Source organism: Arthrobacter sp. ZGTC212 (assembly GCF_002929255.1).
Lineage (GTDB): Bacteria > Actinomycetota > Actinomycetes > Actinomycetales > Micrococcaceae > Arthrobacter_B > Arthrobacter_B sunyaminii.
The window spans coordinates 120,332-144,928 of sequence record NZ_PJIJ01000002.1 but is presented as its reverse complement, the minus strand read 5'-3'; the positions used below and the strand labels follow the sequence as shown (position 1 = coordinate 144,928).

The following is a 24,597-nucleotide window of genomic DNA, read 5'->3' as shown; positions in this document are numbered from 1 at the left end:
CGGATTAAACCGGGCTACTACCAAGGTTAAGGCCCGCCGGTGACACTGTCCGCCAGCGACTCAGCATCGGTGAATTTCCTCACAAGAGGACATGAGATTGGTACGCGCAGAGCGAAAGACCCGCCAATGCGCGAAGAACCGGCGCGTAAAGATGGTTATATGAAGTATCAACACCCCCAAGGAGGCTTTCATGACAGCAGCAGTAGCTACTCGTGAACTGAATACGCTGGACCGCTGCGACCGCTGCGGCGCGCAGGCGTACGTACGTGCGGTACTTGAATCCTCGGGTGGGGAGCTGCTCTTCTGCGGACACCATGCTCGGGCGGTGGAGGCAAACCTTCGCCCCCTGACCTCGGAATGGCAGGATGAAACGTCCCGCCTGATGAAGAAGGCAGAAGCAGTCCCCGCAGACTAGACCGCACTTCAGACGCAGCCAGCAAACCCCGGCAGCGCGTACAGCTTGGAAGGCTCCTCCCGCCCGGCGGGAGGAGCCTTTTCCATGAGTGCATCCGGTACCGGCAGATTCAGGCTAAATGCAGAACGCCCCCGGCCCGCTTCGGCGGATCGGGGGCGTTCTGGTATTTGGCTTGATTAGTCCAGGTAGTCGCGCAGAACCTGGGAACGGGACGGGTGGCGCAGCTTCGACATGGTCTTGGACTCGATCTGGCGGATCCGCTCACGGGTAACCCCGTAAACCTTTCCAATCTCGTCCAGTGTCTTGGGCTGGCCGTCGGTCAGACCGAAGCGCATCGCCACCACGCCGGCTTCACGCTCGGAGAGAGTGTCCAGCACCGAGTGCAGCTGCTCCTGCAGCAGGGTGAAGCTCACGGCATCAGCCGGAACCACAGCCTCGGAGTCCTCAATGAGGTCGCCGAATTCGGAGTCGCCGTCTTCACCGAGCGGTGTGTGCAGGGAGATCGGCTCGCGGCCGTACTTCTGCACTTCCACAACCTTTTCAGGGGTCATGTCCAGCTCGAGGGCCAGTTCTTCCGGCGCGGGCTCGCGGCCCAGGTCCTGAAGCATCTGGCGCTGCACGCGGGCCAACTTGTTGATGACCTCGACCATGTGCACCGGGATGCGAATGGTGCGGGCCTGGTCGGCCATCGCGCGGGTAATCGCCTGGCGGATCCACCACGTTGCGTAGGTGGAGAACTTGAAGCCCTTGGTGTAGTCGAACTTCTCAACCGCACGGATCAGGCCCAGGTTGCCTTCCTGGATGAGGTCCAGGAACAGCATGCCGCGGCCGGTGTAACGCTTGGCCAGGGACACCACGAGGCGGAGGTTGGCTTCCAGCAGGTGGTTCTTGGCACGCTTGCCGTCGTGAACGATGAACTCAAGCTCCCGCTTGAGCTTGGGGTCCATGTTGGGATCCGCTGCGAGCTTCTCTTCAGCGAAGAGGCCGGCTTCGATGCGAAGGGCGAGATCCACTTCCTGCTCAGCATTCAGCAGGGCAACCTTGCCGATCTGCTTCAGGTAGTCCTTGACCGGATCCGCTGTTGCGCCGGCGGAGACAACCTGCTGGGCAGGGGCGTCATCATCGTCGGCATCCGAGTAGACAAAGCCCGAGCCTGTAGGCGCTGCTTCCGGAGCGTCTGCAGCATCAGTCTCCGGCTCAGCGGGATCGGCGTCGCTGTGCGACTCTTCCTCTTCCGCTGCGGCGGCGGCCTTTGCGGCCTTGGCTGATTTGGCGGGGGTCTTGCGGCCGGCTGCAGCGGTAGCTGACTTGGCAGCAGCTGGCTTGCGCGCTGCGGCCTTGCGGACGGTCTTTACCGCGGTCTTATCGCCGGCGGCGGCATCTATCGGAGCCTGGGCTTCGTCTACGGCAGTGCGCTTGCTTGCAGTGTCAGTCTCTTCGACTGCAGTTGTCTTTCTCGGCGACACAGAAAACCTTTCATACGGCGGGCTGTGGAATCGCCATTGGGGGCAACACCACTATGACCCTGTCAAGTCCGTGCTTGTTTTCAAGCGATCCCACAACAGCGGTGCTCTCATGAAGAACACATCTGCCGTGGTTTCTGTTCCCTGTACAACAGTCCTTGGGAACAAGAAGCGACACTTGATACACGAACCCGACCGGGTCTCGGTTCCCATTGTCTCATGTTTTCCTGCTGCCGACAGCATGACCGGCCCCTTTGCCCGGCTGCACGGCTGCACGGCGCAGGGGCTCCCCCAGCTATCGGGTGAGCCTTGCTGCCGGAGCACAGCCAATAACCAACGCCCCGCCTTATCTCCGGGCAGCACCCGGAGAGCGCTCCGCTGCCTTCCAAGCCGTCCCCTGGTTTGTCGCCCATACCGGGAATACGCCGGTGGCCAACAGTTCTTCGAGCAGCTCCGCGAGCCGGTAACCGGGATTCGATTCCAAACAACGGGTCAGGAGCACCTGCGCCCTGGACCCCCTCCCCCGGGCCCATTCGATCCAGCCCATCAAACTCAACAGGGCTGAAGAAGCTTCCCTATCCTCTTCGCCGTCCGCGGCATCGGCCGCCAGGAGTTCAGCAAAAACAGCGAATGCCGCGTCCATGGCACCCCACCGCGGTGACTGTGGATATTGGCCCACCAGCACATCACGGTAGTCTCGTCCCGCGTCTTGGGGGCGCTTGCGGGGCAGCTCATAGGATGACCCCGCAATGACTCTCTCCCCTCTGCCGGGTGCCTGTCCGGATCCACGGCGGGATGCCCCGGCGCCTGCCGTGTCCCGGCCATCCGTCTGCGCAGCCGCGTCCGGGCACGGCGGCAATAAGGGGCGAGCGCCATCCACCGAAAGGAGGCGGCAGGCTTCGGCCCCTGCAAGTGCCTGGTCTTTCCCCAGAGCCGCCATCACCAGGAGAGTGTCCCGCACCGGCCGGGCACGCAGGCTGGCCAGGAGGAAGCCTGCGGTCTCCGGGTCCGTCCGCAGCAGCGCAAATCCCCGTGCGGGTTCACCAGAGGGTGCGGGTTCACCACAGACCGGCTCACCGGAACCTCCCTGGTACCGGCCCCGGGCGGTTTCGGGCCCCGCCGGATTACCCTCGCCTGTCAGCCCCGCCTGCCCCGCCGCCGCCTCCGCACCAGCAATCACCGTCTCCCAGACATCCAGGGTTCCTGCGAACTGCGAAGATCCGCACCAGTGTCCCGCCAGCCTGCGCCCGTAAGCGGCACGGTGTACGGCAGCAACCGCACCGGGCTCGCCCCAGGGTTCGGGAAGATCCAGGGCCACGGCCTGCTCCAGTGTTGGCGCGTAGGCGCTGCCGCGGTACACCATTTCCGCACTCAGCGTGCTGTTGGTGATGTCCTGCAGCGGGCGGCCCGGCCAGGGACAACAGCCGCTGTCTGAACAGAAATACTCCCGCCAGGCAGTGGAGGAGATTACCCACCCGTCCCGGATGGGCAGCCCGTTGCCGGTAAGGCACCGGCTGAGCTGATGGATGAGCCTTCGGTAGGGAGGAGTATCCGGCCGTTTCCATGCCCGGTCCGTATAAAGGGCCATCAGCACGCCGTTTGCGCACACATCAGAGCGGAGAATGCCACTGACCTTGGCCGCAAACTCCGAGTAATCCAGTGCTGAAGCCGGCAGGTCCAGACGCAGTGTTGCACCTAATCTGGAGGAGTCCACGGTCATGAGGACCAGCGATTCCTTCGGAGTAAAACCGAGGCTGTGCGGAATGTAGGCCAGGATGTCCGCCGGTCCGCTGACGGGAAACGGATCCCTGGGCCGCCGGCTGCGTGAGTTCGTCATGGTCCGAGGTTCCCTGTTCGGACGCCGGACAGGGAACGAAGGGGCCTGCGTTGTGGACGAATGCGAGTGCCGGACGCCGTTTTCCCTGCGGTGGAGGAACAGCCGTGCGGCTCCGGTCAGCCGGCGTCCGTACCCTCCCGGGACCCGGACGCCCCCTGTTCCTGCCGGACAGCCTGCCGTACCCCGCGCTCGGATTGTTTCCGCTGACGCTCACGGGCGATGGCCTGCCGCAGCGAAGGCAGCTTGAGTCCGTCGTCGGCCATCCGTGCACGCACGCGTGCCCGGGTGCGGAGAATTCCGACCACCCCCACGGCCATCACCAGCAGCTGGACTGCCAGCGCAATGCGGAAGGACTCCAGGGCATACAGGTCTCCCCCGCTGAAGCCGCGGGCATTCAGGATGTCCAGCACCACTCCTATGAGGTACATGGAAATCAGGGAGGCAATGAACCCGCCCACGTTGACGATGCCTGTGGCCGTTCCCAGCCGGTGGCCGGGGTTGTAGGTACGGGCAAAGTCGAACCCGATCATCGAGCCCGGTCCGCCGATGGCCAGGACCGCCACCAGCAGCGCCAGCAGCCACATCGGTGCCGGACCCGGATAGAGCAGCACGGCCAGCCAGGCACTGGCCATGGCAGCGGCAATGAGGAGGACCATGGTGGAACGGCGGAGCGGATGGCGGCCCACCCAGGAACCCAGCCAGGGTCCGCAGATGATCGCCACCACCACGAAGAGCGTCATCAGCGCAGACGCCCAGGACGATTCCAGTCCCTCTGCGCTGACCAGATAGGGGAATCCCCACATCAGGATGAAAACTGTGCCGGGGAACTGGATGGTGAAGTGCGTCCACATTCCCAGCCGGGTGCCGGGCTGCCGCCACGCCTCAGCCAGCGATGTGGCGCTCTGGCGCAGCGGAAGAAGCACCGGACGCGGCACCCCGGCAGGCCGGTTGCGGACAAAGACCAGGGTGAGGACCAGGATCAGCACGGACAGGGAAGCAGCCGACACAAACGCCGTGCTCCACCCGAACCGGTGCAGGACAAAGGCGAAGGGGACGGCACTGGCGATTTGTCCCAGCTGTCCGATGATGCCGGTCCACTGGGTCAGGACCGGAATGGAACGGCCGCTGAACCAGGCCGGCAGCAGGCGCAGCACACTAATGAAGGTCAGCGCATCACCGGCCCCCACCAAAGAACGGCCGAGAATACCCGCCCCGACGGAATCCGCCGCGGCCAGCTGCAGCTGTCCGGCTACCATGAGGGCCGCTCCCGCCGCTATCAGGAGACGGGGACCGAACCGGTCCACCAGCACGCCCACCGGAATCTGCAGCGCGGCGTACACCAGCAGCTGCACCACCGTAAAGACGGACAGGATGGATGCCGTGGCCTCGAACCGGGCGGTGGCTTCCAGGCCGGCAACGCCGAAAGTGGTGCGCTGCGTGACCGCGGCCAGATAGGCCAGGACACTGATACCCCAGACGAACCAGGCGCGCGTTGAATTCATTTGCGCACCGCCAGGCTAATTCTTGGGGCCCGTCCCCTGATCGAAGGGTCCGGAGGTGTCTGCCTGTTCGGAATTCCCAGCTTGCCCGGAAGCATCAGCATTCCCACCAGTTTCTGCGTCCTCCGTTGTATCGGCTGTAGTCTCAGGCCGCAGCGCTTCGGACTCCTCTTCCGCCTGCGGGCTCGCCAAATAGGCCTCGACGGCGGCACCAAGTTCCTCGGCGTCCGCCAACTCATCATTGTCCTTCACGAGCAGGGAACGGCGCACAGTGCTCTCCGCGTACTCGTCATACCGCTTCTCAAGGGTAGCCACGACACCCTTGACCTCTGCAGACGCCTCCACCTGCTGGGCGATTTGGCGTTCCACGTCACGTCCGGCTTCACGGAGCCTGTCCGTGGGAAGCACCAGGGATGCAGCGGCGCCCAGGTATTCCAAGCCGGCCACGGCGGCCGGAGGGAACTCCGCCTCCGCCAGATAGTGCGGCACGTGCATGGCATGGCCGACGACGTCGAACCCCGCCTGCGTGAGGCGCAGCTCCAGAACGTGTCCCACCGCGGCCTGTATCTGCGCCTGGGGACGCCACGCGCTGATGCCGGCCATGAGATCCGGGCGGTTGCCGTGGACGGTCACGCCAACGGGGCGGGTGTGAGGCACCGGCATGGGAATCGAATGGATCCAGCTCATCATTTCCACATCGAAGGTCCTGGCCAGGTGCACCACTGCGGCGGCAAAACGTTCCCACTGCACGTCCGGTTCGAAACCGGTCAGAAACAGGAAAGGTTCTCCAAGGCCGTCATACATCCGGTACAGGTTCAGCTGGGGAGGTTCGTAGTCGGCCAGATGATCTTCCACGAACGAGATCTGGGGCCGGCGGGCCCGGTAGTCGATGAGCTGATCCGAATCGAAGGATGCCACCACGTCGTGCTCAAGGTTTTCCAGCAGCTCGTCGCGGATCTGGGAAACCACGTGGCCTGCCTCGGCAAAACCGGTAAAGCCCACGAGAAGCTGCAATCCGTGCAGGGCGGCGTCGTCGGCCACCTCCGGATTCAGATTGAACAGGGTCAGCGGATCAAGCATGTCTTCCCCTTCTGTGCTTCCATGCGCGTTGGACTTTCGACAAATGTGGAGATCTTCCCGCCGCGGGTGAAACCCGTAACGCGGGTCAGCGCGGATGCGCTGTCTTCTCAAGCGTAAACGTCCCCGTCCCCGCATTTCATTCCCGGACCCCGCCCGCTCACAGGCGCCGCCTGCGCGGGGTCCGCCCACCCGCTGCCCGGCGCGTGTTTGCCCGCCGCGCCGCCGGACAAACACGCGCCGCAGCCAAGAGACTACGATCGGTAACAAGGAACCGCACCGGCAGGACGCGGGCCGCGCCCCAAAACGCGGCACCAACCAACATTTTGTGAACGTAAGGATGTAACTTCGTGGTGAAAACGAACGAGCCAAATCTAACGGTGACTTCCAAGGACGTGCAGAAGGTGCCCGCCCAGGCCCTCGTCGTGGGTATCGGCCAGACTCCGGGCGGCCCCGTTTTGATCGACAGCCCGCTGAGCTCCAAGGCCGCCTCCGCACTCGCGGCATCGCTGCCGCTGCTGGGAGTCACCGGTGCATCCGATGAGATCCACCGCCTTCCCGGGCTGCCGGAACTCGAAGCCCAGACGCTCGTTCTTGCCGGCGTAGGCAAGGTCAGCGCCGGAGATCCCCTGAGCTCCGAAGCCCTGCGCCGTGCGGCCGGATCCGCAGTGCGCCAGCTGGCCGGCACCGAATCCGTTGCACTGGCCCTGCCGGCCGCCACGGTGGCGGACGCCGCCGCCGTCGCAGAGGGCGCCCTCTTCGGCGCCTATGGTTACAGCGAACACCGCACTGATAAGGCAAAGATCAAGGAGCCGGTCAGCAACATCATTGTTGTCACGCCCGCCGCCGAGGACAAGGCACTGAAACCGGCCCTGGAACGTGCCCGCATTCTGGCCCGTGCCGTCAACGCCACCCGGACCCTGGTCAACCAGCCCCCAAGCCACCTGTACCCCGAGACGTTCGCAGCTGCGGCGAAGGACCTGGCCAAGCCGCTCTCCGCCAAGGTCAAGATCACCGTGATGGACGAAAAGAAGCTGGAGCGTGACGGTTTCGGCGGCCTTATGGGCGTGGGCAAGGGATCCTCCCGGCCGCCGCGGATGGTCAAGGTCGAGTATGCACCCCTGCGGGCCAAAGCCAAGCTGGCCCTGGTGGGCAAGGGCATCACCTTTGATTCGGGCGGCCTCTCCCTGAAGCCCTCCGCCGGAATGCAGACCATGAAGTGCGACATGGGCGGAGCCGCCGTCGTTCTGAACGCCCTGCTGGCCATCGCCGAGCTGGGCCTGCCCGTCAAGGTCACCGCGTGGCTGTGCCTTGCCGAGAACATGCCCTCGGGCACCGCACAGCGTCCGGGCGACGTCATGACCACCTACGGCGGACGCACCGTGGAAGTGCTGAACACGGACGCCGAGGGCCGCCTGGTCATGGCCGACGGCCTCGTGGCTGCATCGGAAGAAGCCCCCGACGTGCTGATCGACGTTGCCACCCTCACCGGTGCGCAGATGATCGCCCTGGGCAACCGCGTCTCGGCCGTCATGGGCGAGGAAGGAGTGCGCGACGCCGTCAAGGCCGCCGCGGACCGCGCCGGAGAGCTGTTCTGGCCGATGCCCATTCCCGAAGAACTGCGTGCCTCTCTGGACTCCCAGGTCGCGGATATCGCCAACCACGGCGAGCGTTTCGGCGGCATGATGACAGCTGCATCGTTCCTGCGCGAGTTCGTCGGCGAAGTCGACGGCGTCAAGATCCCGTGGGCCCATCTGGACATCGCCGGACCGGCGTTCAACGAGGGTTCCCCCTACGGCTACACGCCCAAGGAGGGCACCGGCGTCGCGGTCCGCACGCTGGTGGCCTACGCGGAAGACGTCGTCGCCCGCTCCGTCTAAGACAGGCATATAGCACCGGACTTCTTCGGGAGCCACCGGGAATAAGCAATCGGCGTGGTGTTTCTCCTTACACTTCCCGCCGGCGGGACTTCACTGAGTGGATGCAGCCCAGCCGGCGGGATAGTGTGAGAGACGATCACAACCGCCCAAATCACTAAAACGACGCGCCCATGTGCGTCACCGATTACGCGAGGGAGCGTCCAAGTGGCCGAAAAGGCAACTGCGCAAGAATTCGACATCCTGATCCTCGGAGGAGGAAGCGGTGGCTACGCCGCCGCCCTTCGCTCCGTGGAGCTGGGTTTCTCTGTAGGACTCATCGAAAAGGGAAAGCTGGGCGGCACCTGCCTGCACAACGGCTGCATCCCCACCAAGGCCCTGCTGCACTCGGCCGAGATCGCCGAAAACGCCAAGACCGCATCGAAGTACGGCATCAACGCCACCTTCGATTCGATCGACATGACGGCTGTGAACTCCTACAAGGACAACATCATTGCGGGCAAGTTCCGCGGCCTTCAGGGCCTGATCAAGTCCAAGGGCATCACGGTCATCGAGGGTGAAGGCAAGCTCACCAGCGAAAAGACCATTGAGGTCAACGGCGAGATCTACACCGGCGCCAACATCATCCTGGCCACCGGCTCCTACTCCCGTTCACTGCCGGGACTGGAAATCGGCGGCAAGGTCATCACCTCCGACCAGGCGCTGAAGATGGACACCGTGCCCAAGAGCGCGATCATCCTCGGCGGCGGCGTCATCGGCGTCGAGTTCGCCTCGGTCTGGAACTCCTTCGGCGTGGACGTCACCATCATCGAAGGCCTCCCGTCGCTGGTCCCCAACGAAGACGCAGCGATCATCAAGCAGCTGGAACGCGCCTACAAGAAGCGCGGCATCAAGTTCAGCACCGGCATCTTCTTCGACAACGTGAAGCAGAACGACGACGGCGTGGTCGTCACCCTGGCTGACGGCAAGACCTACGAAGCGGACCTGATGCTGGTGGCCGTGGGCCGCGGACCGGTCACCGCCAACCTGGGCTACGAGGAAGCGGGCCTCACCATGGACCGCGGCTTCGTCATCACCAACGAGCGCCTGCACACCGGCGTCGGCAACGTTTACGCCGTCGGCGACATTGTTCCCGGCCTGCAGCTGGCCCACCGCGGCTTCCAGCAGGGCATCTTTGTGGCAGAGGAAATCGCCGGCCTTAAGCCCGTCATCGTTGAAGACGTCAACATCCCCAAGGTGACCTACTGCGAGCCGGAAATCGCGTCGGTCGGCCTGACCGAAAAGGCCGCCAAGGCCAAGCTCGGTGATGACAACGTCCAGGTCCAGGAATACAACCTTGCCGGCAACGGCAAGACCTCCATCCTGGGTTCCTCCGGCCTGATCAAGATGGTCCGCGAAAAGAACGGCCCCATTGTGGGTGTCCACATGATCGGCGGCCGCATCGGCGAGCAGATCGGTGAAGCACAGCTGATCGTGAACTGGGAGGCCTACCCGGAAGACCTGGCGAGCCTGCTGCACGCCCACCCCACGCAGAACGAAGCCCTCGGCGAGGCCGCCATGGCCCTCGCCGGCAAGCCCCTGCACGGCTAAGCAAAGAATTACCGCCCGGTGCACCCGGGTCCTCAAAACCCGGGTGCACTAGGCTTTCCACCACCAGCACCAGCGGTACGGCTGGTTCAAAAGATCTAATAAGGAGAAACGGGGACAATATGTCTGAAACCGTGAACTTACCCGCCCTTGGTGAAAGCGTCACCGAAGGCACCGTCACCCGCTGGCTCAAGGCCGTCGGCGACACCGTCGCGGTAGACGAGCCGCTGCTGGAAGTGTCCACCGACAAGGTCGACACCGAAATCCCGTCCCCCGTGGCCGGCGTCATCGAGGAAATCCTCGTGGCCGAAGACGAAACCGCTGAAGTTGGCGAGGCGCTCGTGCGCATCGGCGACGGCTCCGGTTCAGCTGATTCAAAGAACGACGGCGGCAGCGCCGCTGAAGAAGCACCCGCAGCCGAAGAGGCTCCCGCTGCCGAAGAGGCCCCGGCAGAGGAAGCTCCCGCCGAGTCTTCCGACTCCGCTTCCGCCGATTCCGGCAACGGCGAAGGCACCGAAGTAACCCTCCCCGCCCTGGGCGAGTCCGTTACCGAAGGCACCGTCACCCGCTGGCTGAAGGCCGTGGGCGACGACGTCGAAATGGACGAGCCGCTGCTGGAAGTTTCCACCGACAAGGTTGACACCGAGATCCCCTCCCCCGTTGCCGGCAAGCTGCTGGAAATCCGGGTGAACGAGGATGACACCGCCGAGGTTGGCGCTGTCCTCGCCGTCATCGGTTCCGGTTCCGCCGCTCCGGCCAAGGCCGAGCCCAAGGCAGCCGAGCCGGTAGCAGCAGCATCGAAGGACGAGCGCGAAGCTCCGGCCGTCGAACCGGAGAAGAAGGAAGCCCCCAAGCAGGAAGCTCCGAAGCAGGAGGAGAAGAAGCCTGAGCCCAAGGCCGAAACTCCGAAGCAGGAGGCTCCCAAGCAGGAAGCTCCCGCTGCCGCTGATTCCGAGGGTACCTACGTCACTCCGCTGGTGCGCAAGCTTGCCAACCAGCACGGCGTGGATCTCTCCACGGTCAAGGGCTCCGGCGTAGCCGGCCGCATCCGCAAGCAGGATGTCCTGGAAGCCGCCGAAGCCAAGAAGGCTGCGGACTCCGCACCGGCCCCCGCGGCTGCTCCCGCAGCAGCCTCGTCCTCGGACAAGGCTGCACCGGCAAAGATCAGCGACGAAAGCGCCAAGCTGCGCGGCACCGCGGTCAAGGCACCGCGGATCCGCCAGACGATCGCCCGCCGCATGGTCGAATCCCTGCAGGTCTCGGCCCAGCTGACCCAGGTCCAGGAAGTGGACATGACGCGCATCGCCAAGCTGCGTGCCTCGGCCAAGAACTCCTTCCTGGAGCAGAACGGCGCCAAGCTCACCTTCCTGCCCTTCATTGCCAAGGCCGTCACCGAGGCACTGAAGCAGCACCCGAAGCTGAACGCGTCCTACGACTCGGACGCCCAGCAGATCACGTACCACGACTCCGAGCACCTCGCGATTGCCGTGGACACCGAAAAGGGCCTGCTGGTCCCCGTGATCGCGGATGCCGGCGACCTGAACATTGCCGGCCTGGCCAAGCGCATCGGCGACGTCGGTGCGCGCACCAAGGCCGGAAAGATCGGACCGGATGAGCTGTCCGGCGGAACCTTCACCATCACCAACATCGGTTCCGTGGGTGCCCTGTTCGACACCCCGATCATCAACCAGCCGCAGGTGGGCATCCTGGGCACCGGCGCCATCGTCAAGCGTCCCGTCGTCCTGACGGACGCCGAGGGCAATGACACCATCGCCATCCGCTCCATGATGTACCTGTCCCTGTCCTACGACCACCGCCTGGTGGACGGCGCCGACGCAGGACGCTTCCTGCAGACGCTCAAGGCACGGCTTGAAGAAGGCAACTTCGAGGCAGACCTGGGACTCTAGTCCTTAGCTCGCTGCCGTTGAGCTGCCATTGAAAGGGCGCTTCCCGTGAGGGAGGCGCCCTTTTCTACATGTTGTCGAATAGTTACCGCAGTTCAGTCCGCTTAGTTCGAAAATGCTGACAGGGTGTCCGTAAGCTGGAGATATGGACTTCCTACAGAGCTTTCTCGTATTCCTGCACATCCTCGGCGCGGCCATCATCGTCGGCCTCTGGTTTGCCAAGATCAAGAACCCCACCGTGATGCCCGGGCAGTTCCACGGCGCACTCCTGCAGCTGGTGACCGGCCTTCTCCTGGTGGGCCTGGCTGAGATGGACGACTACGACGTCAACCACATCAAGATTGCCGTCAAGCTCACACTGGCGCTCGTCATTGCCGTCATGGCCTTCATCGGCCAGCGCAAGTACAAGAAGGGCGAGCCTGTCAGCAAGGTTCTCGCCAACGGCGTCGGCATCCTGACGGTGGTCAACATCGCCGTCGCCACCATGTGGTAACAGCTGTACGTCACTGAATAGTATGGGGTGAAGCGCCGGCGCCTGCCGGCCTTCGCCCCATCCGCTTTTAAGGAGCTCCCATGGCTACAGTCCGCTCAGCCCACACCGTCTGGAACGGCGACCTCTTCAACGGCAAAGGAGATGTCACCCTCGACAGCTCCGGCCTGGGCACCTACGACGTCACGTGGAAGGCGCGTGCCGAGGAAGCCAACGGCAAGACCAGCCCCGAAGAGTTGATTGCAGCTGCCCACTCCGCCTGCTTCTCCATGGCCTTCAGCAATGGACTGGCCGAAGCCGGCAAGACCGCCGAACGCATCGAGACCTCGGCAGACGTGACTTTTGTTCCCGGCACCGGCATCACCGAAAGCCGCCTGAAGGTCACCGCTGTGGTCCCCGGCCTGACCGCCGAGGAATTCACGGACATCGCGGAGGCCGCGAAGAGCGGCTGCCCCGTGTCACAGGCACTTGCCGGCATCAAGATCTCGCTGGACGCCACGCTGGAGTCCTAAGCCCGGACCGGCTTGGCACCGGTCCACAAACGACCCGTGTTCCCCTTGGAAAGTCAAGGGGAACACGGGTTTTTTGTGCCTGTGCGACGTGCAAAATGAACGCCGGGATTTCTCTGCACCGTACCACCCCAGTTCCGGACATGAGGGTGTTGGCTGCCAATTGCTGCGCGTAGCGTCTCCCTTACGCGAGCTCGGCCGGTGTGCCGAGCACAAACAAAGTGATCGCAACTGCGGCAAAAGGTGAAGCAATGGACCTCACTCCAAAAGAAATAGACAAGCTGTACATATACCAGGTGGCCGATTTGGCCCGTAAGCGGCGCGAGCGCGGAACCAAACTGAATGTCAGCGAAGCCACCGCTCTCATTTGCGAGGCGATTCTGGAAGGTGCCCGCGACGGCCGGACCGTTGCCGAGGTGATGGAGCTCGGCAAGACCATCGTCTCAGAAAGCCAGTGCATGGACGGCGTGCGTCAGCGGCTGCCGCTCCTGCAGGTTGAGGCAACGTTCGTGGACGGCAGCAAGCTCGTCTCCTGCCACGATCCCATCGGGGTATGAATTGACTCAGCCCCTCGAGTCCCAAGCGGCCGTGGTGCTGGTCGGAGGACACGAGAGTAACAACGGAACGGATCTCTCCTTCGCGGCGGAGTTGGTTCCCGGTGCTCTCATCACCCCGGCCGGCCGGCCGTTGCACAACACGCTCACGCACCTGCGCGGGCGAGGTCGGAGTGGGTCCGGCGCAGAGCCGGCACCGATCGTCGTGCTGCCCATGACCTTCGGCCGCAATCCGACCTTGGTTGCCGATACCGCGAAGACGCTTAGCTGGCTCGGCGTGCAGGGAAGTTCCAGCGATACCGCTGGGGCATCCTCCCCCGTCCCAATGGTTCTGGCCGACGCCTTTGGCACCGGCGACCATCTCACGGCGTGGCTTCGGGCTGCCGCCACCGAGGTGCGCCGGCGTGCACCGGAGGCGGCCGTCCTGATCTTTGCGGATGCTGCCAACCCCTTCGATGACGCCGAGCTCCACCGCATCGCACATCTGGTGCGCACACACGGCGCGGGCAACCCGGTGGAGACGGCGACCGTCGACGACGCAAGCGGACTGCTGACGGCACTGAACCGGCTGCGGCTGCTCGGCAGCGCGCAGACCGTCGTCGTCCCCGCAGGTTTTAGGCGGGTGGCGAGCGTGCGCGGGGAAGCCGTGCCGTTCGGCGAGGGTGGTTTCACCGATGCCGAGTTCTACGGTGCACTGCTGAGCGAGCAGGCGGTGCTGCGTGTTATCCGCGAGCGGATCCGCGATGCGCTGCACAATCTAAGCCACGGCCGCACCGGCATCGAGGCAGGCCTGGCGGCAGATCACGGTCACGGTTACGCCCACTCGCACGCTTTTGAGGAGGCCAACGGTCACTCCCACACGCATCACCACGGCGCGGCCGACTCTCACACGCACAACCATCCCATCCCCATCCGTTCGAATTGATCGGATCCCTCCTACACCGAACCGCCGTGCGCAGCGACCCCGCTCCGCACCGCTAGGGAAGGAAACACCATGCTGGGCAGCCCCACCTATCACCACAAAGACGAAGACATCGAGATTAACGCCGGCAGGCGAAGCGTCACGCTGCTGGTGAGCAACACCGGCGACCGGGCGATACAAATCGGCTCGCACTTCCACTTCTTCGAGGCCAACAAGGCACTTCTGTTCGAACGGGAACTTGCCTACGGCATGCATTTGGACGTGCCCGCGGGGACCGGCATCCGGCTGGAGGCCGGTGACACCCGTGAAGTGACGCTCACCGCGTACGCCGGAACCCGGCGGGTGGTTGGCTTCAACAACCTCGTGGACGGCGGGCTCGACTCGGCGGCAACGAAGATCCGGGCGATGGCACGAATGGAAGAACTCGAATTCAAAAACGGCAAACCGAGCGCCACACCCAGTGCCAACGCTACCGGCGACGCATCGAAGGGGAAAAAGTAATGGCTATCATCTCGCGCAAGCAATATACGGACCTCTTTGGTCCCACCGTTGGCGACCGGGTCCACTTGGCCGACACCAATCTGGTGATCGAGATTGAGAAGGACTACAACGAAGGCCACTACGGCGACGAGGTGGTCTACGGCGGCGGAAAAACCGCCCGTGACGGCATGGCAGCGGACCCGGCGGCGACTGACGCGGAGGGCGTGCTTGACCTGGTCATCACCAACGCCATCATCCTGGATCCGGTGCTCGGCGTTGTTAAGGGCGACATCGGTGTGCGCGACGGAAAGATCGCCGGGATCGGCAAATCGGGCAACCCGCACACCATGAACGGAGTGGATCCGCGCCTTGTGGTTGGCCCGGGCACCGAATTGCTGGCCGGGGAGCACCTCATCGCCACCGCCGGCGGCATCGACTCGCACGTGCACTACATCTCGCCGGAACAGGCGCTGGCCGCCCTCTCCAACGGCATCACCACCCTCTTTGGCGGCGGAACGGGACCAACCGACGGCACCAACGGCGTCACAACCACCCCTGGTGTGTGGAACCTGGCCCGGCTGCTGGAATCAGCCGAGGCGATGCCGGTGAACATGGGTTTCCTCGGCAAGGGCAACGGATCACTGCCCGAGGCCCTGATCGAACAGGTCCAGGGCGGGGCATGCGGACTCAAGGTGCATGAGGACTACGGTTCCACACCCGCCGCCCTCAGCAACGCGCTCTCCGTCGCCGACGCCTACGACGTGCAGATTTCGGTGCACACTGACAGCCTCAACGAGGCCGGTTATGTCGAGAACACCCTCGATGCCATCGACGGCCGCACCATCCACACCTTCCACACCGAGGGTGCCGGCGGCGGGCACGCACCGGACATCATCAAGGTGGCCGGCCACCCCAACGTACTCCCGTCCTCGACGAACCCCACCCTGCCCTACACCGCCAACTCGGTTGACGAGCTGCTGGACATGGTGATGGTCTGCCACCACCTCTCCCATGACATCCCCGAAGACGTAGCCTTCGCCGACTCCCGCGTGCGGGCCGAGACGATCTCGGCCGAGACGGTTTTCCATGACGAGGGGATCATTTCGATGGTTTCCTCCGATTCCCAGGCCATGGGGCGCATCGGAGAGTCGTTCATGCGAACCTTCCAGATTGCCCACCACTGCAAGGACCAGCGCGGAACTCTTCCGGAAGACAGTGCGGACAACGACAACTTCCGGGTACTGCGCTATCTCGCCAAGATCACGATCAACCCGGCCATTACACAGGGTGTGTCCGACTACATCGGCTCGCTGGAAACGGGCAAGATGGCCGATATCGTGCTCTGGCCTGTGGGTTCCTTCGGCGCCAAGCCCAAGCTGATCGTCAAGGGAGGCCTGATCAACTGGGCTTTGATGGGCGACCCGAACGCCTCGCTGCCAACACCGCAGCCGGTGTTTTACCGGCCCATGTTCGGCGCACAGGGCAGGACGCTGCAGAGCACGCGGGCGACGTTCATGTCGAAGGCGGCCATCGACAAGGGCGTTCCCGAGCGGCTCGGGCTGGAGAGCCAGATACTTCCGGTTCACGGCTGCCGCGGCCTCGGCAAGGAGAACATGGTACGCAACAGCGCGACGCCGCACATCGAGGTTGACCCTGAGACCTACGACGTGACCTATAACGGCACGCTGGCCACGATTCCACCGGCGCAGACCCTGCCGCTGACCCAGCTGTTCTTCCTCGCGTAGGGGGCGCACATGTCGGATGTACAACAGTTGCTGACCAGCCTGCAGTTCACGGACTCGGCATTTCCCAGCGGCTTCTACACGATGTCCCACGGGCTCGAGGCCTTTAGCCAGGCACGGCTGGTGTCCCGCGACGGCGTGCAGCCGCTGCTCGCCGACCTGCTGCTGCACTCCGTCGGACCAGGGGACGCAACGGCGCTCGCCGCAGCGCACCGCGCTGCGGTGAACGACGACGTCGAGCTCGTCCAGGAGGTCGATCAGCGGTTGTTCGCGTCGAAGCTGAACACCGAGCTGCGCACGGTTTCCGTGCGCAGCGGGCACCAGCTGATCGATCTTGGCGCGGAGCTGATTGACCACCCGCTGCTCGCTGACTACGCCGAGCGGGTGCGGCTGCGCAGCACGCCCGGCTGCCAGCCGGTGGTGACGGCGGTGGTGTACGCAGCCAACGGAGTGGCCACTCGGGAAGCGGTGGCATCGGACCTGTTTGCTTTTTGTGCGAGCTTTGTCGGTGCCGCCCTGCGGCTCCGGCTGACCGATCACCGGCACGCGCAGGGCATCCTGCGGGAAACGGCCGGCGTGATTGAACAGGCAACGGAGGCCGCCCTTGAACGCGACCTCGCGGACCTTGGCGGCTGCGCGCCCATGGCCGACGTCATGTCCGCCCAGCATGAGCGGGCCGAGGCACGGCTGTTTGCCAGCTGAGAACGCAGACATACAACAACGGATTTGAAGGAATTGAGGAACGTATGAGCGAGAACGTATTGCGGATCGGGATCGGCGGGCCTGTTGGCAGCGGCAAAACGGCGCTGACGGAGGCGCTGGTGCCGCTGCTGATCGAGGCCGGACGCACTCCCGGCGTCATCACGAACGACATCTACACCCAGGAGGACGCCCACCACGTACGCCGGGAGCTCGCAGGCATCCTTGATCCCGAACGCGTTGTTGGCGTGGAAACCGGGTCCTGCCCCCATACGGCGGTGCGTGATGACCCCACCATGAATCTGGCCGTCGGTGCCGAAATGCTGGAACGGTTCCCTGACATTGACACCCTCATTTACGAGTCGGGCGGGGACAATCTGACGCTTACCTTCTCGCCGGCGCTTGCGGACGTCTTCGTGTTCGTGCTGGACACCGCCGAGGGCGAGAAGATGCCGCGCAAGCGCGGTCCCGGCATCACCGACAGCGACATCCTGGTGATTAACAAGATCGATATTGCGCAGTACGTGCGCACCGACCTCAACGTGATGGAGTCCGATGCACACCGGGTGCGTGAGGACAGGCCCGTGGTGCTGACCAACTCGCTTACCGGGTTCGGCGTCGACGAACTCCACCGGGAGATCATGACCCAGTGGAACGGTGCCAGAACCGAGCTCATCGGATGACGCTCAGAGCAACGGAACCCCGAGCCCTGCCTGAAGCCCCCGGGGATGCCCGTAGCGGTGATGACGGGCACACCCCTGCAAGTCCCCTGCCCCGCCGGGCGGCTGAACAAGCCGGTCAGGACGGGCTTCGGGCACCATACCCGGGCGGATATCGCCTCCAGCCGGCGTTCTACGAGCCGGCGAGGGTACCCGAGGAGGTGCTGCGGCATGCCGGGGTGCCAACCCTGCCCGTGGGCAGCCCGGGCAAAGTTGGCGTTCTGCAGCTTGGGTTTGCCCGCAACCGCGGGCGCACCGAGCTGGTGCAGCACTACCAGAAATCGCCGCTTCAGATCATGCACCCGCTGTACTTCAACCAGCTGCGCCCGGACATGCCCTATACCTATCTGATGTCATCGGGCGGCGGCGTTCTGCACGGTGACCGGCTGCGCACAGATCTGAGCTTCGGTTCCGGTACGTCGGCGCATGTGACCAGCCAAACCCAAACACGCGTCTACCGCATGGAGCACGACTATGCGTCCGCGATCATGAACATCACGGTCGAAGAGGACGGGTATGTGGAATACCTGCCCGAACCCGTTGTGCCCTTCGCTGACTCACGCTTTTACCAGCAGACGGCGGTGGTCATCGATGAGTCGGCCACCCTCCTGCTGGGCGAGACCGTGTACGCCGGCCGGCTCGCGCGCGGTGAGCGGCACGCCTACGACGTGTATGCCTCCGATCTCGAGGTCCGGCGGCCGGATGGCCGCCTGGTTGCCCTGGACCGCCTGCGGCTCAGTCCCGGGACGGGAGAACCGGGGGCAGATGCCGGAGTGCGGGGTCTCGGCGTGCTCGCTGACCACGATGTGCTGGCAATGCTCTATGTCTTCACCCCTCTTGTCCCCCCTGCGCTGCTCGCAGACACCCTGCACCGGGCCATCAGCGACAGCGGGGGTGACCTGATCTTCGGAGTGAGCACGCTGCCCACAGATGCAGGCGTGTGGATGCGGCTGGTGGGCAATGACACCGTGGCAGTGGCGGCGGCCAACACGGCCGCGGCGGCGGCCGTGCACGAACTGTTGACAGGGCAGCAGGCACCCATCATCCGAAAGAGCTAGAGGGGGTCTGACGGTGGACAAGCAGTCAAAGGTGCAGGGGCCGGCGCGCTCCTACCGGGCACAGGTGGTATTCGCGTTCATCCCGGTGGTGCTCCTGCACATCGCGGGTTTCGGCCTGTTCTTCTTTCTGGTCGAGCCGCTGCACCTGCAACTGGGGTCCTCCGTCTTTGGGGTGGGCATTGCCATGGTGGCCTATGTGCTGGGGGTACGACACGCCTTCGACGCTGACCACATCGCGGCGATTGACAACACCACCCGTAAACTCGTGGACCTGCGCCGGCCGGCCGCAGGGGTCGGTCTGTTCTTCTCTCTGGGCCACTCCACCATCGTCTTCCTGATGGCAGCGCTGCTGGCGCTGGGGGTGAGCTGGGCCGTTGGGCTGAGCGACGACGGAAATGAGGTGCGCAACGGCCTGGGCGTTTTCGGCACGCTGGTTTCCGGTGTGTTTCTGCTGCTGATCGGGCTCATCAACGCCGTCGCGTTCCTGGGGATCCTCAAAGTCTGGCGGGCTTCGCGCAACGGCGATCTCGACGAGCTGGCGCTGGAACGGCATTTGGAGGGACGCGGCTTCATCAGCCGCCTCATCCGCCCGATGCTGAAAACGATCGATAGACCGGGGAAGATGTACGCTGTCGGGTTCCTGTTCGGGCTCGGCTTCGACACTGCCAGCGAGATCGCCCTCCTGGTGCTGGCCGGGACGGGGGCGGCGACCGGGCTGCCCTGGTACGCCATCCTCTGCCTGCCGCTGATCTTTGCTGCCGGCATGAGCCTGTTCGATACGTTGGATTCCGCCGTCATGGTGAAGGCCTACGGCTGGGCGAGCGTCAATGCGGTTCGCAAACTGTACTACAACCTCACCATCACCGGACTCTCGGTGGTGATTGCCGTCATGATCGGCGGCATTGAGCTGGTCGGACTGCTGAACGAGAAGCTCGAGCTGCGCGACCCGCTCACCGGGTGGGTGGCCAGCATCGACCTTGAGAATGTGGGCTACATCGTCGTGGGCACGCTGATCCTGGTCTGGTTCACCTCCACCGCCTACTGGCGTTTCGGCCATGTGGAGCAGCGATGGGCGCTGGCGAACAGCGGGGCGGGCGCCGGCGGCGACGCAGCTGCACGGGGCGGATCCGCTCCAGGCCCACAGCCGAAGCCGGAAACAGAAACAGGAGCGCCGCAATGACGCCCCGGGCAAGGACATGACATGAGCAGCGCAGCAGCAGCCACACCGAGCCCGGCTATCTCAGGCACAGGCTGGCTCAAGGGCTGGTGCGAGGGACTCTCGCAAATTTTCTTCCAGAGCAACATTTACACGGCCCTGCTGATCCTGGTTGCCTTCGCCGTAGCGGATTGGCGCATGGCACTTCTCGTGTTGATCGGCTGTGCGGGAAACACCGTGGGAGGACGCCTGCTCAAGGCCGATCCCGCCTCGGTGACAACAGGAATGCAGGGCTTCTGCGGCGCCCTCGTTGGTGCCGGGACGTATTCGGCCATCGGCGGTCAGTGGGCCGCCTATCCGATTGCGCTCGTCGGCGGTTTGCTCTGCGCTCCGGTGACGTGGCTGGTGGTTGCCCTGTTCACGAAGACACCGCTGAAGATCTATGCCCTGCCCTCCACCACGGCACCGTTCTGCATCGTGGCAACCGGGATACTGCTCAGTACTCAGGCGCTGCGAGTGAGCGCAGCGCCGTCGGCCACCATCGACTCGGAAGCACTCGCGTTCGCACGCTCGCTGCTGACGAATGTCTCTGAGGTGGTGCTCATCAACAACGAGTGGTCCGGCGCCCTCATTCTGCTCGGGCTGTTCCTGGCCAGCTGGAAAGTTGGCCTGGCAGGACTGCTGGGAAGCGTGGTGGGGAGCCTGTGTGCGTTGGCAATGGGCGAGTCCCTCACTGAGACCGCAAACGGTCTGGCCGGATACTCCGGCGTGCTTACGGCCATTGCGCTCGCCGTGGTCTTTCTGCGCAGCAACTCAGTGTCCTGGATGCTCGCCATCATCGGGACCGTGGTGACCGCTGTGGTCACGGTGGTGATGCACCGTCTTGACGCTCCCACCTATACCTGGCCGTACATCCTCACCACGTGGGTGTTCCTCGTGATCGCCTACTACATTCCCGCGGCCAAGCGCCCCTAAGCGTGCATCAGCGGAATCGGACGGTGGCCGTTTCACTCCCCCGCGAGAGCGAGACCGGTGCGCTCTGCCCGTCGCGCTTAATCACGTAATCACCGAAGAAACCCGTGATCGACAAGCGTGCGTCATAATCCGTGCGCATTGGCGTTCGCGGCAACCACCATTCGCCCTTAATCAGGGACTGCAGCGCGTAGAATGAGGGTTTCGGCGTGCCGTCGGCGCGAACAAACCCGCCCGGCGCACCGAGCCACGCTCCGTCGTCGGTGAGCCCCCAGTAGGTGATGGCGTGCACCGCCGGGTGGCCAACGAGTGAGCGGTAGTGGCGGACGATCTCGTCCGCTTGCCTGGCCTCTCCCCCGGGTGTCGATGGCCAGGATGGGATCTGATAGTCGTTGAGGTCGGTGACCTCCGGCGGCATGAGGTCCCCCGACAGCAGAGTCGTCTCCGTCAGATGGAGGGGCAGCCCGAAGCGGGCGAATCGGTCGACCATCGCCAGCATGGTCTCTTCTCCCCAATATCCCTGATGCATGTGCGTCTGCAGGCCGATCGCGTCCACGGTGATCCCCGCTTCAAGCACGCGCTCGATCAGAGCTTCGTAGTCGCTCGACAAATCGAAGTCGTTCAAGACGAGCGTCGCCGAAGGGTTCGAGGCGCGAGCTTCCTCGAACGCGAGTTGAATCATGGGCAAGCGGCCAATGCTCTGTGCAAGCCGGGTGATACCGTTTTCCTCTGCAGTGAACACGGGCATGATGACGGCTTCATTGATGGCGTCCCACGTGTCGATGACCCCGGAAAAGTCGGTCACCTCGCGTCGGATCCTCTCGCGTTGCAGCCGCTCGATCTCCGCTACCGGTAAACCGGTGAGCCACTTGGGCGCGAGCGTGTGCCAGGTAAGCGGATGCCCCTTCACTGTCACTCCGTGCTCAGCGAACCACGAGGCGGTCCGGAGAAGTCTTCGGGTGTCCGGCTTGCCGGGGGTCGGCTCAAATCCCCGCCAGTAGAACGGAAGGGTCGCAGTGTTGAAAAGGTCGAGCCACAACGTCTGGAGATCCGGCAGCCCGGCGGCCGCAGCCCCGCCGAAAACGGGCTCCGCGGCCACCTCCTGCCCGGTCTCCCTGTTGGCAAGCGGGATAAAGTCGAAACCGATGTTGCCGAACGCGAAGTGATGACGCTGCTGTTCGACAGTCACCTCCGCGTTGGGCACAGGGTTGCCGGCGGAGTCCAGCACGGTGACCTGCGCAGTCATCCGCCGGTGATCGACACTCACGGGGCGATCCGTGCGGTCTCCTTGAAACTCGGGTGGAAGGCCCGGTCAAAGCCCACGACACGTGCTTCACCGGAGAGCTGCACCGACTGTGTGACGCGCATGTCGGTGCTGGATGCTCCGAGACCAAGGACGATCTCCCCCGGTTCCACGACCCGCTCGCCGTTTCGGCCGGTGAAGCTGGTGACGTCTGCGGGAACGTGGATCGAGAACTCAACGGTTTCGCCCGGCAGCAGGTCAACGCGCTGGAAACCGACCAGACGCTGCACGGGGCGCACCACTGAGGCGACCGGATCGTGGACGTAAACCTGGACGATTTCCGTCCCGGAACGGTCCCCGGTGTTGCGCAGACGGAGGCCGAGGGTTGCTGTGCCGTCGACTCCGATCGTGCCGGACCCGTGCCGGCCGGCACTCCACTCGAAGGTGGTGTATCCGATCCCGTGCCCGAACGCGAAGGCGGCGGTCGGGTCAATGCTCGACACTCCGTTGGAGCGCCCCAGGGGTGCGGCCAGGTAGGTGGACGGCTGCGTCCCCTCCGAGGCCGGGATGCTGACCGGCAGGCGTCCGCTCGGATTGACCCGGCCGGAGAGGACGCCGGCCAGCGCGGAGGTTCCTTCTTCTCCTGCGAAGAACACCTGCACGATCGCGCCGGCTTCGGTGACAGCGGATCCCAGCGCGTACGGCCGTCCCGCGAGCAGGGTGACGACGGCGGGAGTTGATGTTGCCAGGACGGCGTCGAGAAGGTCCTTCTGGGCACCGGGCAGACGGAGCGACTCGACGTCGCAGCCCTCACCGCTCGTGCCGCGGCCAAAGAGCCCCGCCCGGTCACCCAGGGCGACAATGACAACGTCCGCCCGCGCTGCAGCATCCACCGCGGCAGAGATCCCGGCGGTTTCTCCTCCGTCAATCGTCGTACCGGGCACGTATTCGATGTCGGCTTCGGGAAACTCGGTGCGGAGGCTGTCCAGCAGGGTGGGCAGTTCGATACCGAGGGGTGTGTCAGGGTGCTGCACGCCAACATGCGCAGGGAACGAATAGCAGCCGAGAACGGCGAAGGGGTCATCGGTTGTCGGCCCGACGACGGCAATCCGGCGCGGGGCGGAGAGCGGAAGGACCCCGTCGTTGCTCACAAGCACGATGGACTGTTCGGCGATCTCGCGGGCGACCGCCCGATTACCGGCGTTGTCCAGGTCGATGGTGCCGCGGATGCCTTCCGGATTGTCGACGTCGACGTCCCGCAGCGCTCCGGGCGTGGCATCCCAGTCAGGATCAAGCAGTCCGAGTTCTACCTTCTGGCGCAGCACACGCCGGAGGGCACGATCGATAATCTCCTCGGACAGGGCTCCTGACCGGACCGCTTCAATCAGCGGCGCACCGAAGGTCTTCACCGTCGGCAGCTCTACGTCCACGCCGGCAGTGAGCGCCAGAGCGGCCGCCTCGCCCCACGAACCTGCGACGCCGTGAAGCAGTTTCAGGAAGGCGATCCCGAAGTAGTCGGCAACGACGGTGCCGTCGAAACCCCAGGTGTCGCGCAGGATACCGGTGAGCAGCGACTCGTCAGCCGCCGACGGCACGCCGTCGAGGTCGGTATAGGAGTGCATGACCGAACGCGGCTTTCCTTCGCGCATGACCATCTCGAACGGAACGAGCAGCACGTCAGCGAGTTCACGCGGACCGACCGAGACCGGCGCGAGGTTACGGCCGGCCTTCGACGCCGAGTATCCGACGAAGTGCTTGAGGGTTGCGACTATCCCTGCGGACTCGAGGCCGCGGACGTACGCCGTTCCGATGCTGCCGATGAGATACGGGTCCTCACCGATGGTTTCCTCGACGCGTCCCCAGCGGGCATCCCGAACCACGTCGAGTACCGGGGCAAGGCCCTGGTGGATGCCGACCGAGCGCATGTCTGACCCGATGCGGCGGGACATCCGCTCAATGAGTCCGGGATTGAAGGAAGCTCCCCAGGCGAGGGGCACCGGATAGGCTGTCGCTCCCCAGGTGGCGAAGCCGGCCAGGCATTCTTCATGCGCAACTGCCGGGATTCCGAACCGGTTGGATGCCGCAATCCGGCGCTGGCTGCGCAGGAGGGACAGCGCGCCGAGTGCCGGGTCAACCGGAGCTGAGCCGAACGGCCGGGTCAGCTGGCCGAGCCCGCTCGGCAGGAGCGCGTCGAGGTCAACGAGGTCGTCCATGTCGTTCTGATGCGGGGCAACGTCACCGCCCTCATTGGACGCGCCAACCCAGACGCCGAACAGCTGGGCAATCTTCTCCTCGAGTGTGAGCTCGGCGAGGAGTGCTTCGACGCGGTCCGAAGCGGATGCGCTGACGTCGCGCCATGCCGGCGCCGTCGTCGTGGATGTTGTGTTGCTCAAG

At 64.5% G+C, this 24,597-nt stretch carries 20 protein-coding genes and 1 pseudogene; 15 read left to right on the top strand and 6 right to left on the bottom strand.

The window, feature by feature from the left end; translation table 11 throughout:
• The first annotated feature begins 190 nt into the window (after positions 1-190).
• Complete coding sequence (locus CXQ89_RS07255) at positions 191-415, top strand: hypothetical protein (protein WP_104054643.1); 225 nt, start codon at positions 191-193, stop codon at positions 413-415.
• Positions 416-591: 176 nt separating this feature from the next.
• On the opposite strand, the gene CXQ89_RS07250 is transcribed toward CXQ89_RS07255, so the two are convergent.
• The 4 genes from CXQ89_RS07250 to CXQ89_RS07235 all read right to left on the bottom strand — a co-directional run bounded on the left by CXQ89_RS07250 (position 592) and on the right by CXQ89_RS07235 (position 6,294).
• A complete protein-coding gene (locus tag CXQ89_RS07250; RefSeq protein ID WP_104054644.1) occupies positions 592-1,881 on the bottom strand; it encodes an RNA polymerase sigma factor in 1,290 nt (429 codons plus the stop codon).
• Between the two features lie 343 nt (positions 1,882-2,224).
• On the bottom strand, positions 2,225-3,715 hold the full coding sequence (locus CXQ89_RS07245; RefSeq protein WP_104160795.1) for a DUF4192 domain-containing protein: 1,491 nt from the start codon (positions 3,713-3,715) through the stop codon (positions 2,225-2,227).
• A gap of 116 nt (positions 3,716-3,831) precedes the next feature.
• Positions 3,832-5,217 carry a nitrate/nitrite transporter gene (locus CXQ89_RS07240; protein WP_104160794.1) on the bottom strand — a complete coding sequence of 462 codons (1,386 nt, stop codon included), beginning with the start codon at positions 5,215-5,217 and terminating at the stop codon, positions 3,832-3,834.
• Between the two features lie 15 nt (positions 5,218-5,232).
• Entirely contained in the window at positions 5,233-6,294 is a 1,062-nt protein-coding gene (locus CXQ89_RS07235; protein WP_104160793.1) for a proteasome assembly chaperone family protein, read from the bottom strand.
• Between the two features lie 347 nt (positions 6,295-6,641).
• On the opposite strand from CXQ89_RS07235, the gene CXQ89_RS07230 reads away from it, so the two are divergent.
• The 14 genes and pseudogenes from CXQ89_RS07230 (at position 6,642) to CXQ89_RS07165 (ending at position 20,963) form a co-directional block, all read left to right on the top strand.
• The gene (locus CXQ89_RS07230) at positions 6,642-8,171 is read left to right on the top strand and encodes a leucyl aminopeptidase (protein WP_104160792.1); all 1,530 of its coding nucleotides are present in this window, start codon (positions 6,642-6,644) and stop codon (positions 8,169-8,171) included.
• A 204-nt stretch (positions 8,172-8,375) separates the two neighbouring features.
• Positions 8,376-9,758, top strand: coding sequence for a dihydrolipoyl dehydrogenase (gene lpdA, locus CXQ89_RS07225; protein WP_104160791.1), 1,383 nt, complete (start codon positions 8,376-8,378; stop codon positions 9,756-9,758).
• 119 nt (positions 9,759-9,877) lie between these two features.
• On the top strand, positions 9,878-11,662 hold the full coding sequence (gene sucB / locus CXQ89_RS07220; protein ID WP_104160790.1) for a 2-oxoglutarate dehydrogenase, E2 component, dihydrolipoamide succinyltransferase: 1,785 nt from the start codon (positions 9,878-9,880) through the stop codon (positions 11,660-11,662).
• A gap of 142 nt (positions 11,663-11,804) precedes the next feature.
• Positions 11,805-12,152 carry a hypothetical protein gene (locus CXQ89_RS07215; protein ID WP_104054651.1) on the top strand — a complete coding sequence of 116 codons (348 nt, stop codon included), beginning with the start codon at positions 11,805-11,807 and terminating at the stop codon, positions 12,150-12,152.
• A gap of 80 nt (positions 12,153-12,232) precedes the next feature.
• Positions 12,233-12,661: an OsmC family protein gene (locus CXQ89_RS07210; protein ID WP_104054652.1), complete on the top strand. Its 429-nt coding sequence runs from the start codon at positions 12,233-12,235 to the stop codon at positions 12,659-12,661.
• Positions 12,662-12,909: 248 nt separating this feature from the next.
• A complete protein-coding gene (locus CXQ89_RS07205) occupies positions 12,910-13,215 on the top strand; it encodes an urease subunit gamma (protein WP_104054653.1) in 306 nt (101 codons plus the stop codon).
• A gap of 1 nt (position 13,216) precedes the next feature.
• Positions 13,217-14,137: a cobalamin biosynthesis protein CbiX gene (locus CXQ89_RS07200; protein WP_146067206.1), complete on the top strand. Its 921-nt coding sequence runs from the start codon at positions 13,217-13,219 to the stop codon at positions 14,135-14,137.
• Between the two features lie 69 nt (positions 14,138-14,206).
• Positions 14,207-14,515: pseudogene (locus tag CXQ89_RS07195) on the top strand (urease subunit beta); the annotation flags it as partial.
• Positions 14,516-14,634: 119 nt separating this feature from the next.
• On the top strand, positions 14,635-16,359 hold the full coding sequence (ureC, locus tag CXQ89_RS07190; RefSeq protein ID WP_104160787.1) for an urease subunit alpha: 1,725 nt from the start codon (positions 14,635-14,637) through the stop codon (positions 16,357-16,359).
• Positions 16,360-16,368: 9 nt separating this feature from the next.
• On the top strand, positions 16,369-17,058 hold the full coding sequence (locus CXQ89_RS07185; RefSeq protein WP_104160786.1) for an urease accessory protein UreF: 690 nt from the start codon (positions 16,369-16,371) through the stop codon (positions 17,056-17,058).
• Between the two features lie 44 nt (positions 17,059-17,102).
• Positions 17,103-17,738: an urease accessory protein UreG gene (gene ureG, locus CXQ89_RS07180; protein ID WP_104054658.1), complete on the top strand. Its 636-nt coding sequence runs from the start codon at positions 17,103-17,105 to the stop codon at positions 17,736-17,738.
• Positions 17,739-17,953: 215 nt separating this feature from the next.
• Positions 17,954-18,832 carry an urease accessory protein UreD gene (locus CXQ89_RS07175; RefSeq protein ID WP_219815572.1) on the top strand — a complete coding sequence of 293 codons (879 nt, stop codon included), beginning with the start codon at positions 17,954-17,956 and terminating at the stop codon, positions 18,830-18,832.
• Positions 18,833-18,845: 13 nt separating this feature from the next.
• Entirely contained in the window at positions 18,846-20,012 is a 1,167-nt protein-coding gene (locus CXQ89_RS07170; protein WP_219815571.1) for a HoxN/HupN/NixA family nickel/cobalt transporter, read from the top strand.
• Positions 20,013-20,033: 21 nt separating this feature from the next.
• Positions 20,034-20,963 (top strand): urea transporter, encoded by a 930-nt coding sequence (locus tag CXQ89_RS07165; RefSeq protein ID WP_104160784.1) that lies wholly within the window; start codon positions 20,034-20,036, stop codon positions 20,961-20,963.
• 7 nt (positions 20,964-20,970) lie between these two features.
• On the opposite strand, the gene CXQ89_RS07160 is transcribed toward CXQ89_RS07165, so the two are convergent.
• The gene (locus CXQ89_RS07160; protein ID WP_104160783.1) at positions 20,971-22,227 is read right to left on the bottom strand and encodes an endo-1,4-beta-xylanase; all 1,257 of its coding nucleotides are present in this window, start codon (positions 22,225-22,227) and stop codon (positions 20,971-20,973) included.
• Complete coding sequence (locus CXQ89_RS07155; protein WP_104160782.1) at positions 22,224-24,596, bottom strand: beta-glucosidase; 2,373 nt, start codon at positions 24,594-24,596, stop codon at positions 22,224-22,226. Before CXQ89_RS07155 ends, CXQ89_RS07160 begins: the two co-directional genes overlap by 4 nt.
• Between the last annotated feature and the right edge of the window lies 1 nt (position 24,597).